Genomic DNA, 16,412 nt, shown 5'->3' with positions numbered 1-16,412 from the left:
CTCAAAAGCATCACCCCGGGTCGGGCCTCCCACAAAAAAGCAGCAGGTGCACACCGAACCCTGTGGGAGGCGCGCCCTCGCGGCGATTGCAGGCCGCAAGGCCTGCCCAAAAGCTCAAAAGCATCGCCCCGGGTCGGGCCTCCCACAAAAGCAGCAAGCCCCACACAGCCCCCCGCGGGAGGCGCGCCCCCGCGGCGATTGCAGACCGCAAGGCCTGCCCAAAAGCTCAAAAGCATCACCCCGGGTCGGGACTCCCACAAAAAGCGGCAGGTGCACACCGAACCCCGTGGGAGGCGCGCCCTCGCGGCGATTGCAGGCCGCAAGGCCTGCCCAAAAGTTCAAAAGCATCACCCCGGGGCGGGCCTCCCACAAAAGCGGCAGGAGCAAACCGAAACAGCCGGAAAGCCCCTCCCTCTACTCTCCCGGCTCGACCCGCCGCTGCTGATAGATCCAGTCGACGATCTCGCCTTCCGGCACGTACCCCGTCACGACTTCACGTAGCAGCAGACGAATCTGCGGGTAGTCATCCTCCTCCACCGCCTTGAGCAGCTTCGCCAGCGCGCCCTTGAGCGTATCCCAGGTGAAGTACTCCTCATTGGCACGCATGATCATCGGATGCTCGGTGGGGCTGACGTTATCGCCGATCAGCAACTCTTCGTAGAGCTTCTCCCCAGGCGTAGGCCGGTGTATTCGATAGCGATATCCCCATGCGGACACTTCTCCGAACGCACGCTCAGGCCCGACAGGTGAATCAGCTTCTCGGCCAACTCGGCAATACGCACCGGTTGCCCCATATCCAGCACGAACACATCCCCGCCCTGCCCCATCGAGCCCGCCTGGATCACCAACTGCGCGGCCTCGGGAATGGTCATGAAGTAGCGCGTGATCTTCGGATGGGTGACCGTCACCGGACCACCGCTGCGAATCTGTTGATAGAAGCGCGGAATCACCGAGCCAGACGAGCCGAGCACATTGCCGAAGCGCACCATGGTAAAACGCGTCTTGTTGACGTGATGGACATCGTCCGCGCGCCCGAAAAGCACCGGCGCCTGCTCACGGCTCAGCGCCTGGAGAATCATCTCCGCCACGCGCTTGGTACTACCCATGACGTTCGTCGGGCGCACAGCCTTGTCGGTGGAGATCAGCACGAAGTTCGCAACCCCCGCCTGCACCGCCGCCTGGGCGGCATTCATGGTACCGAGAATGTTGTTGAGCACTCCCTCGGCGACGTTGTGCTCCACCATCGGCACGTGCTTGTACGCCGCGGCGTGATAGATCGTCTCGACCTTCCACGTCTGCAGCACGTCCAGCAAGCGGTCGCCATTGCGGATAGACCCGAGGATCGGCACCAGCCGGGTGGAAAGTGCCTCCCGCTCGATACGCCGCTCCAGCTCCATGTGGATGCTGTACAGATTGAATTCGCTGTGTTCGAACAGCAGCAGCGTCTGCGGCTTGTTCGCCAGGATCTGGCGGCACAGCTCGGAGCCGATCGAACCACCCGCCCCCGTCACCATCACCACTTGGTTGCGGATGCATCGCTCGAACAGAGCCTGTTGCGGCGGCACGGCATCGCGCCCCAGCAGGTCGGCGATGTCCACCTCCTGAATGTCCTCGACCTGCACCTTGCCGCTCGCCAGATCCATGAAGCCCGGCACGCTGCGCACGTGTAGCGGAAGGCGTTCGAGCATTTCCAGAATCTCGCGCCGGCGCCCCCGCGAGGCGGAAGGAATGGCCAGCAGAATCTCCCCGGCGCCCGTCTCCTCTACCATCTGCGCGATGTGCTTGGCTGAATAGACGCGCAGCCCGGCGATGGAGCGGTTATGCAGATTCGGATCGTCGTCGATGAAGGCCACCGGCCGCATCGCGCGGCCCATGCGCAAGGCAGCCACCAGTTGATTGCCCGCCGCGCCGGCACCATACACCGCGACCTTCGGCAGGCCGGCATCCTTGCCCTTGAACTTGGTGAAGGAAGCGGGAGAAAACCAGTCGCCCATGAAGTACTGACGCATCACCAGACGTAGACCGCCGATCAGCATCAGGCTCAACCACCAGTAGTTGAACACCATGGAACGTGGAATGAGCTTGGGCGCATCGGTACGCCAATAAACGGCCAAGGAGAGCAGCAATGCCGAAAGCGTAACGGCCTTGGCAATCGCCATCAGTGCATCGTTACCGAAGTAACGCATCACCGCGCGGTACATGCCGAAGCGGATAAAGAACGGAATGGCGATCAGCGGGGCGATACCGAACAGCCAGGCATGGCCCTCAAACGGCTCGATATTCTTCGAATCCCCCAGCCGCACCACGAACGCCAGCCAGAGCGCCGCCCATACCAGCACGATATCCGTAGCCACCTGGATAAGGCGCTTATAGCGCCGCGGTAGTGATACCAGACGGGCGCGGAGTTTTTCAGCAAGTCTCAACACGCTCCATTTCCTTATCGTTCGACGGCGGCCGTCATCACTTCAGTGAGCACTGCACAGGTCTGTTCGATTTCGGCGACTGTCAGCGTCGGGTGAACGAGGAACATCAGGCTCGTCTCCCCCAGCTCCCGCGCGATAGGCAGGCGCTCTGCGGGGCGCCAACCGGTACCGTCAAAAGCTTTCTCCAGATAGACCTCGGAGCAAGACCCCGAGAAGCAGGGCACACCTCGCGCAGCTATCTCGCCAAGGATACGGTCTCTGCTCCAACCTTCGGCAAGCCGTGCAGGCTCGATGAAGACATAACATTTATAGCCTGCATGGACTACACCTTGCGGTACTTCCGGTACTCGAAGCCCCCGCAAAGTCTTGGCAACCGACCATATGCGCTCGCAATTGGCCAAGCGTGCCGCATGCCAATCGCCCATTCGACGCAGCTGAATACGGCCAATGACCGCCTGAACCTCCATCATCCGCCAGTTTGTTCCGAAGCTCTCATGCAACCAACGAAAGCCAGGTGCATGCTGGCGCTCGTACACCGCCTCCCAACTCTTGCCATGGTCTTTGAGCGACCACATTTTCGACCACAATTCACGATCATTCGTCGTGACCATCCCACCCTCTCCACCAGTGGTCATGATCTTGTCCTGGCAGAATGACCAGGCACCGACATGCCCGATAGAACCAACTGAGCGCCCCTTGTACCGGGCGCCGTGAGCCTGTGCACAATCCTCGATCACTTTCAGCTCGTGTTCGGCGGCCAGTTCCATGATCGGATCCATATCGCAAGGCCAACCAGCCAGATGCACACAGATCACCGCCCGGGTACGCGGCGTCAGTACTGCGCGAATGGTTTGCACCGTGATGTTCTGCGACTCACGATCCACCTCGGCAAACACCGGCACCGCACCGCGATTGACGATACTGGATACCGAAGCCAGGAACGTACGCGGCGTGACAATTACCTCATCACCTGCTCCTATGCCCAACGCCTGCAGCGCCACATCCAGCGCTACCGTGCCATTGGCCAGCGCGATGGCATGCTCGGTACCAGCCCATGTCGCAAACTCCTTCTCGAACTCACGACACTCCTGCCCCGTCCAGTAATTAACCTTGTTGGAGAGAACCACATCGCGAACGGCATTGGCCTCTTCTTCACTGAAGCTTGGCCAAGGGGAAAACGGGGTGTTGAGCATAATATCTCTGGTTACCTCATCCTTTTTGCCGGCACGCCAGCCACAGTCACATCATTCGGAATATCACTGATAACCGCCGAACCGGCGCCCACCATCACCCGCTGGCCAATACGAATCAATTGGCGCACGCTGGCACCGATACCAATCCAGCTCAAGTCGCCCACCTGCACACCGCCCGCCAGCCGTGCGCCTGGGCTGATATGCACGGCATCGCCTAACAGGCAATCGTGATCGATGCTGCAGCCGGTATTGAGAATACAGCCCGGGTTTATGCGTGCGCCGGCATTGACCACCGCACCGGCAAAAACAACCGTCCCTTCGCCAATAGCGGCGTAGCGGCTGACGGTGGCGGCAGGATGGACCAGTGTCACCAAGCGAGCCCCCGCCGCCAGCAGCTCAAGCAGCTTGGCATGACGGATACGGTTATTACCGATAGCAACCAGCACCCCATCGAAATCGGCTAACCGGCCCATCAAAGCTGCCGTATCGCCCACGACTGGCCACACGCCATTTTCTTGAAGACCTGGCCACGCATCATCGAAGAACTCGACGGACTGCCAATCACAGCATTCGGCGGTATCCGCGACCACCTTGCCGTGGCCGCTCGCCCCCAGGATGGCTAACCTGTTCACAACTTACGACCAGTGAATTTGGACATAGTCGCCTCCCCTTCCGCACTGATGCCATCTCGCACGACTACCTTCTTGATGGTCAGGAAGATGATCTTCAAATCAAGCCATAGCGACCGATTGTCCACGTACCAGACATCCAGCTTGAACTTCTCGTCCCAGCTCAGTGCGTTACGACCATTTATCTGCGCCCAGCCGGTAACCCCTGGACGCACCTCGTGCCGCCGATACTGCTCAGGACTGTAAAGCGGCAGATACTCCATCAGCAGCGGACGAGGACCAACCAGGCTCATATCGCCCTTAAGCACATTCCACAACTCCGGCAACTCATCCAGGCTACTGGAACGCAGGAAACTGCCAAACGGTGTCATACGCTCGGAGTCCGGTAATGGATTACCCAGCGCATCCACGGCATCGCGCATGGTACGGAACTTGATCATCTCGAATGGCCGACCATTCAAGCCGGGGCGCACCTGGCGGAACAGCACGGGCGAACCGAGCTTGCGACGGATTTGCCAGGCAACAATACCGATGATGGGGAAAAGTAGAAGCAAACCCAAAGAGGAGGCAACAACGTCGAAAAGGCGCTTAATCATTTGTCACCCAATAGAGCCTGGGTTAGCTTTTTTGCCAAACTTGCATACTCATGGTTTTCCAACGCATAACGTCGGCCATTATTACCTAGGTCTTCCCGCTCGGAAGTCGACATTTTATAGAGCTTCATGATCGCCTCAGCAATTGCCTCTGGATTCTCGGCGGGAATCTGGATACCGGATTGGCTATCGGTCACCGGCGTATATGCACCCGACTCAATTGCGTAAATAATGGGCTTTCCCGAATAAAAATAATCGAACAACTTATTAGGCGACACACCAAACCTAAACAAGGGATCCCCGGTCAAGCCAATAAAGCACACATCGAAGCGATTCAGCATCGACTGTACCTGAACCTTAGGAATGGCATTCACAAAGCGAACGTTAGAAAGTTTCTTCTCCTCAACCAAACGCTCAAGAGCTTCCTTTTCTTTTCCATCACCGACCAGAACGATTACGATATCGGTATTATTTTTTATAATATCAGCAGCCAGGATTAGCGAATCTAACGCATTCGCCAGCCCGAAGGTCCCTGCATACCCAACGACAAATTTGCCATCTGGCAACTGCTCGCTAGTAGCCGAACTCAAGCCCTGTTTTTGAGCGACCTCATCCATGGAAAAACCATTAGCCACCCAAGAAAACTTGGCTTGCTCCATGCCGCGTTCAACCATGTGGTCAACAGAGTTCTTGAGGTTGGAAAAAACAAAATCCGCTTCACGATAAGCCTTATCCTCTACCCACTGTAAGAAGCGAATAAAGGGGTGCCTTGGCGAATAACCACCCAACTCCACCAATGTAAGCGGCCATATATCTCGCACTTCAAAAGCCAGACGAGCCTTATAGTATCTCGCCAAATATCTGGCACCAAGAAAACCGACCAAAGAGGGAGATGAATACAAGACCGCATCCGGTGAGTCTGCAATAACGTTCTTGAGTCCGCGCAATTTCCAGGCAAAAGCGAACCAGTTGAAAATACGCTTCTTACTATGCGCCTCAGGGTAACTGGGAACTTTCACCCAGACAAAACTGAAGCCTTCGATCAAATGGGTTTTATAGGCCTGCTCAACGCTCGGCGGATGACGAAGCAAATGCGTATAACTGGCTGCGATCAAATAGACCTTATGCCCCTGCTTGGCAAGCTCACGCGCCAGATAATAATGCCGTCCTCCCATCCCGGTTTCCGGCGTGGACGCGTACTGATTGATCAACCAAATAGTTTTTTTTGTCATGAGGGATTATTTACTGCTCAAGTACTCGGCAATACGTTTAGCAGCCTGACCACCGCCATAGAGCTGGTGCTGATCCTCAATCTTCTGGCCATAGCGCCTACCGACGGTGGCAACGATATTAGCTTGGTCGGCACCAACCAGCTCATTGGCCCCCACGGTTACCAGTTCCACCCATTCGGTTTGATCGCGCATGGTCACACAAGCCTTGCCGAAGAAAAATGACTCCTTCTGCACACCGCCGCTGTCAGTCAATACCAGGCCACAACGCTGCAACAGCCAGATCATCTCCAGATACCCAACCGGCTCGATAACGTGCACGTTGAGGGTTAAACCAGTCCTATCAATTGCCGCTCTAGTGCGTGGATGCAGAGGCAAAACCACTGGTGCGACAGCCGAGTGAACCATGTTCAGGGCGCTAATTATCGCTTCCAGCTTGGCAGGATCATCGGTATTTTCCGCACGGTGCAATGTCGTGAGGACAAAGCCATCGGACAAAGCGAAACCTCGTGGTGCCGTTGCCCGCTGGGAAAAAAACAGCGCACTGTCCTGCATCACATCACCGACATTCAACACCTGAACGGGTTTATCCGAAAAACCTTCCCGCGCCAAATTTTCCATCGCCGCCTGGGTGGGGCAGAACAGAATGTCGCTCACCTGATCGGTGAGAATCCGGTTAATCTCCTCCGGCATACGCATATTGAAGCTACGCAATCCCGCTTCGATATGCGCCACCGGGATATGCAACTTGGCCGCAGCCAAAGCCCCGGCCAGGGTTGAGTTAGTATCTCCATAAACCAGCACACGATCGGGCTTCTCCTTGATCATCACCTGCTCGATTTCGCTCAACATCCGTCCGGTCATCTCACCGTGCGACCCGCCATGGATATCCAACTGATAATTCGGGCGAGGAATACCCAACTGATCAAAAAATATATCAGACATATTGGCATCGAAATGCTGCCCGGTATGAATAATAACCTCAGACAATCCAGCCTGATCAGCAATAGCTCTCGAGACCACACTTGCCTTTATAAATTGCGGACGCGCGCCAATTATAGTGAGCAACTTCATTTAACCACCTAAAAATCAATTAAGAGCTGAATAAAGCCTAAACAGTTTAGACTCTTCAACACTCCAATTATAAATATCATTTACCGTCCGTTGCCCATTCAAGCCCATTTGCCTTGCACGACCGGGATTCTCAACTAGAAAGTCAATAGAATCGGCAATAGCTTGCGGATTTAGAGGGTCGACGCACAGACCACAATCATTACCCTCAACAATTTCTCGCCACAAAGGAAAATCCGACGAGACTACAGGAATACCCGCACTCATGTACTCAAACAATTTTATAGGTAGTGCATCAACATAGTTAACTGCCGGGTGCAAGGTAACTAATCCTGCAATTGAACGGGACATAACACTCTTAATACCTTCCCGATCAATAAAACCCAACTCATCAACACGTGACCAACCAGGGTAACTACTTAGCTCCGCATTCAAATTTTTTTTCAGAGAACCTGCCTGCCAACTCAAGTCGAACAAAGGCTTTGGCCAGACCAATCGCAAGAACAATTTCCCTCGCGCCTCTATCTACTGATATTCCACCGACATAACAAACGCTTTTTCGTACACTGTCAGTTTCCAAGGGCGGCAGAAGCTCCCCCAAAATTGGAAAATTACAAATATCAACCACATTACTATTTAATTTTTTAAACTTATCTCTAATGAAAGGAGTAGCTGCAACGATTGCATCAAATTTACGTGAAGCGAATGACTCATAAGAGGAATACAACGCCGAAACAATCGCGCGCAGGAAATGATTAAGGTATGGTTTTCCGAGCAGTTGTTTAGGCACATCCTCATGAGAATCGAAAATAACCTTTTTCCCTTTACGCTTTAAACGAAGCCCAACAGGTATCAGCTCCGGGTCATGAAAATGATAAATATCCGAGTCCAATAACATACACTGATCAAAGACTCTTCGAGTAACTTTAAATATACGATCTAACCTTCCTTTAGGGGGCCCTACATCTTTTATGGTAACCCCGTTTACCAGCTCATTTCCCAGGCCATCGGCAACGACTAACGATACTTCATAGCCAAATTTCGCAAGTGACGTACATTCTTTGAGGAAAATACGCGTATCTGCGCGCGAATGAACTGATGTTAAGTGTGTAACTCGTATAGCCAATGCAGTCGCCCTAATTCCAGAAGTCTAAATCGAAGCCGCTATCTGCGCATGAAGTTCAGCAAATCCATTCGTAAAATACGCTGGCCACTGAACCAATGGGTGGCGCACTCTAGATGTATTAGGGCCAACATAAATATCTAGAAGCTCACGACTCAGTGGAAATTTTAGCTCTTCATATTCACATTTCAGAGCCGAGCTACCTGCCAAAGCAAACCAGCCTTCGAGCATAATGCCTGACAGCTGATACGGCCCATAACCTAAATTATTTCCGACCGTTTGATACGAGTAGCGATAAACACCATTACCACCATCCATATAATTATTAATCAGAAGACCATCGCGATCACTTTCAGCCCCAACCAAAACATGCATCTCAAACTGAAGCCTAAAGCCGTCAATCACTTCAGAAATCTCTAAAGCCGCAGGACCATTGCCCGTTGCTGAAAGGCCATCAAATAGGCTTTTCAAAAGAAGTGGCATTCTGTGCGAGTGGCTTGAATCCCACGAGATGCCTTCAGTAACGGCGGGTTCAAGACCAGGCTCAAGTTGCTGATGGTGTGCATATTTGAAATCCGGATGATCCTGCCATGCTCCGGGCTGAAACAACCAACCACCATCAGGTAGAAACCTCCCGTAGCGACGAATAGTGGAATAAAACTTGTTAGTTATCTCATATAGAAATGGAGCAAACGCAGTAGATCGCTTTGAATACGCCGAAAGCAATTCCGCGCCAGCCGCAAGAGCAAACAATTCCTCATCAACAATTGCTGAATAATAAGACCTTGTTACCGCAGAATTAGAAAGCTTCCATTCAAGACTTCCTTTAACTCCTTTTAAACGATACTTCTCAGTCCAATGAATAATAGGCGTGGAAGTCCAATGAGCATATAGACTTTCCTCAACCCAACGCGCAAGTCGCATGACAGCCTTATCACTCTCATCGCACTCCGATGCCAAGGAAACATACTTAGTAGAAAAATAGTAAAATTGTGACTTTATCTGGCTATTTTTAAACTCATAAGGACTAGAGCTTTCTAAAAATCGAGAAAAAGCCTCATGGAAATCACGCCTCATCCAGGATCTGGATTCATAACAACCAGTAAAAGCATAAATCATAGGCAGCATCAGCGCATGACTCGAATCATACGCATAAGGCTCCCGAAATACATCGTCGTTTAAATATGGCGTCACCACCTGACGCCAAAGTAAATCAATTGACTTGGTACGATCTTTATTATTTTCCGCAGCCCAGCCACTACTATTAGCGAAAGGCAAATGGAAAACAATTAAAGCTAAAACAATGGGCAGCACCCTAAAAGCCTTCATAATGCTTCGTCAATCTTTACAACTGTCCCATGAGCAGCGCTAGTGAAACGGATATATTGCGCATATTCTGTGGCCAGTTCAACAGCAAATTTTTTCTCGTCAACCTTCACCGTAGAATATTTGACCGGGTACCACGAAATCAAATCGGAACTCCATTCAAACTTTGTGGGTTGTATATCCGAAACACCGCTGACAATCCACCTTTGCACAGCGGAGATATCTTGCTGGTTATCAATCAACAACCACTCCCCCGCACGCATTTCGAAACCAGAGTCAAAGAAGCGATTAGCTGTACTTGTCATTCGTATTCGACTTGAAATTGCTTGAGCTTTCTTATTCCCTCCGACATAAGAAATTCCCGAAAGGCAACGTTATTATTCCCATTATCAGAAAAAATAACTGTCTTTACATACCTAGAGGTTACAGGCGAAAAACTACCGTAATACAGTTTATCTTGATTACCGCGCACTTTATGATGCAAACGGTATTGCTTACCGTCGTCCGAAACTAAAATATCAAAGTCCTTGGGCGAAGCCTTTTCTGTGTACCCCCAAAGATGCAAACCACTAATATTGCGCATACCACCCAAATCAATATCCAAAGATACGGGGAATACACTGCTTGACCAATAATTGGAATAACCAAAGAAGCCTAATTTTTCCGGGCCATTAGTTTTGGCATTAGTAGAGTAACTTGCAGTGAAATTAAGCCTTGGGTGCTCATAGCCTGAAAACCTCAATGCATAATCTAAAAAGGCAGGGTCTTTATCGACATGATAAAGCCAGGCCAGCTGGGTAACATGCAAATTGTTGTAATCCATACGAGGAGCAATATGGCGCGCTTTAAGAGTCATATCTTGATCGTACCAAGACAAAAACCCTGCATCGTAATGTGCTAAATCAGCCCGCACTGCATCGATACCAGCCTTTGCTAAGGTCGCAAACTCGGGATCACGGGAAACCTGTGCCCATAGCCATACTGCCTGCAACGCACTAACATGCCCATTTAAAACCTTAGTAGATCGAAAGCCTGGCTTGGCGATTTCCTCAAAATAAATACCATAAGGCGTTTTTGTTGCAACGCCACCTTTATCCATGTCTATGGAAAACGCTCTTATTGCACTTGAAGCAAACTCTCTGTACTTAACATCCTTAGTAACATCAAACGCGCAAATAAATTCTGCTGCAATCCGCCCTTGAGCCAGGCCAGATACCCAAGGAGCCTTAAGACCATAAGACTCAATATCAAAATCATATTCCCAGACAATAAAATCACTCTCAAGCTTGCGGGTAGTTGCCACAGCAACAAGCTTATCTAACTGGGCAGTCATGGCTTTGAGATACTGTTGGTCATTCGTAGAGGAATACTCCCTACAAGCCGAGATGGCATATGCCGCAGAGAACATTGGATTATACTGCTCACCGCGATCATGATATATCGAAATTAAAACACCGTCATCTGAAAGCCTGTAGCTACCGGAAAAACCATCCCGTTCATCAACAAAGTAATCCGCTGGCGTTCTAAACCCAGCCCAATAGTCATTTATCAACAGCTGATCGGCACTTGATATACCAACAAAAAGCATTAAAGTCATAAAAACTAAGCTGCGCATATTCATCCCTATATGTTTACTTCAAGAATAGATGTTTACTTTTTTCCCAGAGACCCTCTCTAAAAAGTTCTGTATACGCTTGAGAAGCTTATAGCGCCTATCCCATGTTGGAAAATCGTCATGCCTATGAGCGGGAGCATTTAGCAGCTCGTCGAACTCATTTCGTGTTATACGTAGTTTTTTACAAAAATAAGCAATATCAACTTCAAACTCGTCAGCACCATAAAGCGGTTCGGCGAGTTTAATCATCGCTTCATCCCGGGTCATTTGCCCTGAAACGATGAGACTCGATAAATGCGGGCGCCGTTTGTCATAGCCGAACTTTTCAGGTAGATAGTAATTCTGGAACACCTTGGTAAACTGTGATTCACCATGCTTACGAGCATAGGGCTTGTAACCAACGGTTTTTTCCAGCTCATCGAGAGCCTTAGCTTTATCGTAGGGCATATAGTTCAGCGGGCGTACGGTACGCATTTTCTTAACAAACGGGTACCAGATGTAGTACTGGAAAAAGCTTATCGTCTTGTAGTTGCGCAGCTTGCGTTCACCATATTTTCGATGGATCGCTTTGAGATTGATCGCATCCATGGCGCTGCCGTGCCACGTTTTAGGGAATATCCCTTCGGTTGCGAGATTGCCGCCGGAGAGGATGTAGCGAATCCTATTTTTGGTAGCAAAGTGGTAAAGGCTCGCGAAGAAGATATGATCCTGAGGTACATCTTGGTTGGAGATACCTGCACGCAGGTAGGCCAGATGCAAATCGCGCATGTCTTCCCAATCCACGACGTGGGTATGCAAATCGTAATTGCAATGTTTAACCAGCGCCTCGATATTGGCTACCGCGAGTTCGCTGTTCCACCCCGCGTCGACATGGACAACAAGCGGACGCAAGCCCCACTCATGGACTTTGATCGCGAGATAGGAGCTGTCGACGCCCCCACTCAGGCCGAGGATGCAGTCGTATTCCTGGCCGCGACCTGCAGCCTTGATCTGCTCGAGAATCGAGGCCCAGCGCTCAGCTCCCTCCTCGTTGGGAAACCAGTTTTGGCGAGTTATCGTGTCAAATTCGATACAGTGATTACAAACGCCATTTGCGTCGAAGGTGATTTCTGGATCAGAGGTGTCCATTACGCACCTGCTGCAGACTGTGACGTTGGTAGTAGGAGTTTGCATATGAGTCATCCAGAAAATTTCGATAGAAATAAGTTAAAAGTTTTTAGTATTCCACGAAAAATCGCATAGCTTTCATTAGTACTCGAAAAAATAACAAGTATAACAAGTATACCAATGCCGGAAGATACTAATGCGGTCGTAGCGGCTTGCTCCGTGAGCAATATGGCGTAAGAGAATCCAAGATACACCAGGGCAGGATTACCCCTACACTTATAAGCTGCATCAAGCAAGGAGAAAATAAATGCGACAAGCAAAACTGTGAGCACATACATAGGTATGCCTCCAGCTGCAAGTTGGTAGATAAATGCATTGGTGTTTGCATTCAACCCTGGAAAACCTAGAAACCGCTCACCGACGAGAAAGGTGATTGGCTCCGCTGAACTGATACCATGCAATGGCAGCCAAGCAGTTGTAGTTTCCGAGGACATAAACTCAAAATACGCAGAGCTCAACCAAGCAGGAACGCTAAACGCACGACGAATAAAATAGTCGGCAATTAAGGAATAACCGAAAATCACGTACTCAAAAAGAAATAATATGAATGCTACTAGCATAAGAACATAGATCGTTCTTACCATCTTATGAACTTTACCCCTACGCACCGAATAACCGATTATCAAAGCAACACCGACAAAAAGGATCGGTGCCTTCATGCCAAGAAGATAGAAAAACGCAAACCCGCAAAATAGTGACAATGCAAGCAACCAATACCGGCGTTGCCAGCCAGCGACAAAAGCTAAGAAAGGGGCAAAGCCATTTAAAATTGCGGCATTCAAGTACGCCATCGGTGTGCCTGCAAGGAAAATTTCCCGCCCTTGAATTCGGCGCTCATAGGCCGTGGCAAAGTCAAAACCAGCCGAGGCTGGTGAATTCGATAGCGCAAGAAATACGCCCACAAGGCAAAGGAGCACAAGAAAATAAATAAATATCTTCGGATCGATCAACGCCGGAACTCTTAGAGGAGGAACAACCACACTTGCTATACGAACTGCAAATAAGGGCCCAGCAAGGGCAGAGAAAAAAAGTATGGAATTCTGAAAATCTACCGGTGTACGGATCGGAAACAAGGTTGCATATGGCAGAAGTACGAATAACCCATATAAAAATGTAAAGAAATCAGACGGGCGTCGAATTTCTAGCGGCATTAAAATAGCTATTACAAAAACCGCTAATCCAGAAGACATGACATAAGGCAAGTCAATGGGAAATTTTCGATACCCCATATATTCGTTCATTTCGGCCAACTGGAGGTCGTAAACAACAAGAAGACTTACAGCCAGAAGAAAAAGACTGCTCAGTGCACCTGCACGAGCGAATATTGATGACATTTAATAGCCCGATTCTAGAAGTCGATGTTCTTGGGATAGTTAATGAGCACAGCTCTATGCTTGCCGTGAAACACAAACATGCTCCCCGCGGCGACTGCTGAAGCACCGCCCTCACTGACCGCCTGCGAAAGATGCTCTACGGTGCCGGCACCGCCACAGGCCACAACCGGGACATTCACCTTCTGCGTAATGCTGCGCAGGAGCTGCAAATCATACCCAGCCATCATGCCGTCACGATCCACATTGTTGAGGAATATCTCACCTACACCTGCTGATACCAGCTGCTGTATGTGCTCATCGAGCCCAATTTTAGCGTCGACAGTTGCCGACTTGGTAACCACGCGGTATGCGCCGAATAGGGTCTTCTTGACGTCCACAGCACCGACGACTGCCTGGCTACCAAACATGTCGGCAGCTTCGCGAATCACATCCGTTGATTCGGTTGCTGCCGTATTGATGACGACTTTCTCGATTCCTGAGCGAATCAGGCGGCGTACTTGTTCAAGATTGCGGATACCACCTCCGTAGGCCATCGGCATAAAGGCCTCGCCAGCCATTTCCTCGATCAGCGCGTAGTTGGGCTCTCTTCCTTCGCGTGACGCATCTATATCGAGTACGACGATCTCGTCGACCTCCTTGTCGCTGAAAATCCGCATCGCATTAATAGGATCGCCGACGTACACCGGCTCTTTGAACTTCCGAGTCTTGACCAGTCCATTACCGCGAACGAGTAAGCAAGGGATGACACGTGCACGGTACATTCAGTCACCTTTCACAAACGAAGCGAGGAGTTGCTTACCGAATCGATGACTTTTCTCGGGATGGAATTGAACACCTGATATGTTCGCGCGCGATACACCCGCCGCGAATTCGATACCGTAGTTCGCAAGCAAAAGAACGTCATCCGGATCAGCCGGTTCCATGTAGTAGCTATGCACGAAGTAGAAGCGCGCCTCGGCATCCATGCCACGAGTCAGGCGATGACTATCTGACGTCGGGCGCACTTGATTCCAACCCATGTGCGGTATGCGCAAATCGGCAATGTCCGGGAAGCGGCGAACCCGCATATCAAGCCAGCCGAGTCCTCTCTCCTTTCCCTCGGCACTTGCGGTGCCGAGCATCTGTGCGCCAACGCATATACCCAACAATGGCGTTCCTTGTTCGAGCACCTTACGTTCCAGCACGGGAATCAGCCCGCTCGCGCGGAGGTTCTGCATACAGGCATCGAATGAACCATTGCCCGGCAAGATGATACGCTCGGCCTGCTCGACCTCTTCCGGTTGAGCAGTGATCGTGCATCGGATTCCAAGCCGCAGCAGCATGTTGGCAACAGCACTGATATTCCCGATGTCGTAGTCGATGATTGCGATCAACGTCTTACTCCCAGGCTAAAGCGATACGACATTGTGAGATAGATGACATAGAGCATGCTGTATCCAGCGCTGTATATCTGCAACGCAAGTTGATGATTAGTCGGAATGCTTAGGCTGGTGATGGTCATGCCTAACAAGGCGATCTGCCAGAAAAGATCCACATGTTGTTTGCCCGCGATGTAAACCATATAGCTCAGTGGGCTGGCAATAAATCGCAGAGCGAAAAGGGGTAGCAACCAAACGGCGATCGTGCCGGCACCGCGCCATGCCTCGCCGAACGCCAGTGCAAACAGCGACTCGCTGGCGAACACCATCACTATGCAGAAGGCAAACGAGCCTGATGCCAGCACCTTAAAGGTTCGAAGGTAGTCGCTACGGCATTCACCGCGCTCGCGAAAACTGGTGGCTGCATGGCGCTTGAAAACATCGAGAACCGATTTCCCGAGCAGGCCGATTGGTGCACCCAGTATCCGCATGGTCATGGCCAAGAGCCCGGCAGTTTCTGCGCCGAATCGGCTGGCTACGATCAGGAGTGGCAACTGGGCTGCCGCCGTATTGATGGCATCTGCTGGCAATGACAACAACGGAAAACGGCGTTGACGGCTCCAGAAGCTTCGGATCGTCACGGCGGCTTGAGCGGCGGGAAAGGTGCCGGCAGGCATCAGGTAGGCGGAACAGGCGAGTCCGACAATCACGCCCAGAAGGTGTGCAATGGCGAGAGCGTCTGCGGACGCGTGAAATAGCCCAGCGAGGATCTGAATTAACGTTACTGCGCCTGCCTGCGCGATGCGCATCATCGACAGTTGGCGATAACTACCTTCTGCCGCGGCCCAGGATTGCCAGGTTTGCGCTGCCGCGATTGCCAATGCAGTCGGTACCGCTGCGACAATCAACACAGACGGAAAATCATCAATCACGCCTGACGCGACGACTGTTCCTGAAGCGAGCAAGATGGCAGCAGCGCAGGCCACCAGGCATGCTGTGGCTAATGTAGAAACGACTGCGAGCCGACGTGGCTCCCCGTCCACCTCGATCGCTAGAGACGTTTCGAAACGACCAGTCAACACCACGCCAAGCAGCAGCACTATACCGAGCCAGGCTGAAAAGACGCCAAACTCGGCTGGCGCGTATAGCCGGGCAATTACCAGCGACCCGATAATCGGAATAATCTGGGCCAGGGCAGTGCCCGTCAGTACTGAAACGACACTTTTCCAATAGCTACTCATCAGCTGAGGCCTGCTGTAGAAAGCCATTCAAGAGAGCTAACGAGGCTTGCGCAGCGAGCCAAGACAAACGAAAAGAGGTCCCGGCCACTGGTGGTCTAGTTACCCGCAAC

The 16,412-nt window shown here is 51.4% G+C and carries 15 protein-coding genes and 1 pseudogene; all 16 read right to left on the bottom strand.

Translation table 11 applies throughout. From position 1 onward, the window contains the following. Positions 1-414: 414 nt before the first annotated feature. A pseudogene (locus tag BAY1663_RS15840) lies at positions 415-2,426 on the bottom strand (polysaccharide biosynthesis protein). Between the two features lie 11 nt (positions 2,427-2,437). Further along, positions 2,438-3,616 (bottom strand): DegT/DnrJ/EryC1/StrS aminotransferase family protein, encoded by a 1,179-nt coding sequence (locus tag BAY1663_RS15835; RefSeq protein WP_037042589.1) that lies wholly within the window; start codon positions 3,614-3,616, stop codon positions 2,438-2,440. Between the two features lie 11 nt (positions 3,617-3,627). Next, a complete protein-coding gene (locus BAY1663_RS15830) occupies positions 3,628-4,248 on the bottom strand; it encodes an acetyltransferase (RefSeq protein WP_037042587.1) in 621 nt (206 codons plus the stop codon). After that, the gene (locus BAY1663_RS15825; RefSeq protein WP_037042584.1) at positions 4,245-4,841 is read right to left on the bottom strand and encodes a sugar transferase; all 597 of its coding nucleotides are present in this window, start codon (positions 4,839-4,841) and stop codon (positions 4,245-4,247) included. Before BAY1663_RS15825 ends, BAY1663_RS15830 begins: the two co-directional genes overlap by 4 nt. Continuing rightward, the gene (locus BAY1663_RS15820; RefSeq protein WP_037042582.1) at positions 4,838-6,070 is read right to left on the bottom strand and encodes a glycosyltransferase family 4 protein; all 1,233 of its coding nucleotides are present in this window, start codon (positions 6,068-6,070) and stop codon (positions 4,838-4,840) included. Before BAY1663_RS15820 ends, BAY1663_RS15825 begins: the two co-directional genes overlap by 4 nt. Before the next feature lie 6 nt (positions 6,071-6,076). Further along, the gene (gene wecB / locus BAY1663_RS15815; protein WP_037042579.1) at positions 6,077-7,141 is read right to left on the bottom strand and encodes a non-hydrolyzing UDP-N-acetylglucosamine 2-epimerase; all 1,065 of its coding nucleotides are present in this window, start codon (positions 7,139-7,141) and stop codon (positions 6,077-6,079) included. Between the two features lie 15 nt (positions 7,142-7,156). After that, positions 7,157-7,573, bottom strand: coding sequence for a glycosyltransferase (locus BAY1663_RS25405; RefSeq protein WP_256206821.1), 417 nt, complete (start codon positions 7,571-7,573; stop codon positions 7,157-7,159). Continuing rightward, positions 7,554-8,264, bottom strand: coding sequence for a glycosyltransferase (locus tag BAY1663_RS25400; RefSeq protein WP_256206820.1), 711 nt, complete (start codon positions 8,262-8,264; stop codon positions 7,554-7,556). Before BAY1663_RS25400 ends, BAY1663_RS25405 begins: the two co-directional genes overlap by 20 nt. A 24-nt stretch (positions 8,265-8,288) precedes the next feature. Beyond that, a complete protein-coding gene (locus tag BAY1663_RS23985; RefSeq protein ID WP_128576345.1) occupies positions 8,289-9,575 on the bottom strand; it encodes a hypothetical protein in 1,287 nt (428 codons plus the stop codon). 11 nt (positions 9,576-9,586) lie between these two features. Then, positions 9,587-9,892, bottom strand: a complete 306-nt coding sequence (locus tag BAY1663_RS23980; RefSeq protein WP_128576342.1) for a hypothetical protein — start codon at positions 9,890-9,892, stop codon at positions 9,587-9,589. Beyond that, positions 9,889-11,208 (bottom strand): D-glucuronyl C5-epimerase family protein, encoded by a 1,320-nt coding sequence (locus tag BAY1663_RS23975; RefSeq protein WP_128576340.1) that lies wholly within the window; start codon positions 11,206-11,208, stop codon positions 9,889-9,891. The genes BAY1663_RS23980 and BAY1663_RS23975 overlap by 4 nt, the downstream gene beginning before the upstream one ends. 15 nt (positions 11,209-11,223) lie before the next feature. Then, entirely contained in the window at positions 11,224-12,375 is a 1,152-nt protein-coding gene (locus BAY1663_RS15810) for an N-acetyl sugar amidotransferase (protein ID WP_037042577.1), read from the bottom strand. A 5-nt stretch (positions 12,376-12,380) separates the two neighbouring features. Then, positions 12,381-13,703 (bottom strand): hypothetical protein, encoded by a 1,323-nt coding sequence (locus BAY1663_RS23970; protein ID WP_128576338.1) that lies wholly within the window; start codon positions 13,701-13,703, stop codon positions 12,381-12,383. Between the two features lie 14 nt (positions 13,704-13,717). Next, positions 13,718-14,464 (bottom strand): AglZ/HisF2 family acetamidino modification protein, encoded by a 747-nt coding sequence (locus BAY1663_RS15805; protein ID WP_037042575.1) that lies wholly within the window; start codon positions 14,462-14,464, stop codon positions 13,718-13,720. Further along, complete coding sequence (gene hisH, locus BAY1663_RS15800) at positions 14,465-15,076, bottom strand: imidazole glycerol phosphate synthase subunit HisH (RefSeq protein ID WP_037042563.1); 612 nt, start codon at positions 15,074-15,076, stop codon at positions 14,465-14,467. Next, complete coding sequence (locus BAY1663_RS23090) at positions 15,073-16,302, bottom strand: lipopolysaccharide biosynthesis protein (RefSeq protein WP_051497172.1); 1,230 nt, start codon at positions 16,300-16,302, stop codon at positions 15,073-15,075. The genes hisH and BAY1663_RS23090 overlap by 4 nt, the downstream gene beginning before the upstream one ends. Positions 16,303-16,412 lie beyond the last annotated feature (110 nt).

Origin of the sequence: Pseudomonas sp. BAY1663 (genome assembly GCF_000582595.1) — a bacterium.
Taxonomy (GTDB): Bacteria; Pseudomonadota; Gammaproteobacteria; order Pseudomonadales; family Pseudomonadaceae; genus Stutzerimonas; species Stutzerimonas stutzeri_AF.
This window is presented reverse-complemented; position numbering and strand designations above follow the sequence as displayed.

Bases quoted from the DNA above. Each gene is read 5' to 3' on its own strand.
- BAY1663_RS15835 (WP_037042589.1), bottom strand. From the start codon at position 3,616: ATGCTCAACACCCCGTTTTCCCCTTGGCCAAGCTTCAGTGAAGAAGAG.
- BAY1663_RS15825 (WP_037042584.1), bottom strand. From the start codon at position 4,841: ATGATTAAGCGCCTTTTCGACGTTGTTGCCTCCTCTTTGGGTTTGCTT.
- BAY1663_RS15820 (WP_037042582.1), bottom strand. From the start codon at position 6,070: ATGACAAAAAAAACTATTTGGTTGATCAATCAGTACGCGTCCACGCCG.
- wecB (WP_037042579.1), bottom strand. From the start codon at position 7,141: ATGAAGTTGCTCACTATAATTGGCGCGCGTCCGCAATTTATAAAGGCA.
- BAY1663_RS23980 (WP_128576342.1), bottom strand. From the start codon at position 9,892: ATGACAAGTACAGCTAATCGCTTCTTTGACTCTGGTTTCGAAATGCGT.
- BAY1663_RS23975 (WP_128576340.1), bottom strand. From the start codon at position 11,208: ATGAATATGCGCAGCTTAGTTTTTATGACTTTAATGCTTTTTGTTGGT.
- BAY1663_RS15810 (WP_037042577.1), bottom strand. From the start codon at position 12,375: ATGCAAACTCCTACTACCAACGTCACAGTCTGCAGCAGGTGCGTAATG.
- BAY1663_RS23970 (WP_128576338.1), bottom strand. From the start codon at position 13,703: ATGTCATCAATATTCGCTCGTGCAGGTGCACTGAGCAGTCTTTTTCTT.
- BAY1663_RS15805 (WP_037042575.1), bottom strand. From the start codon at position 14,464: ATGTACCGTGCACGTGTCATCCCTTGCTTACTCGTTCGCGGTAATGGA.
- BAY1663_RS23090 (WP_051497172.1), bottom strand. From the start codon at position 16,302: ATGAGTAGCTATTGGAAAAGTGTCGTTTCAGTACTGACGGGCACTGCC.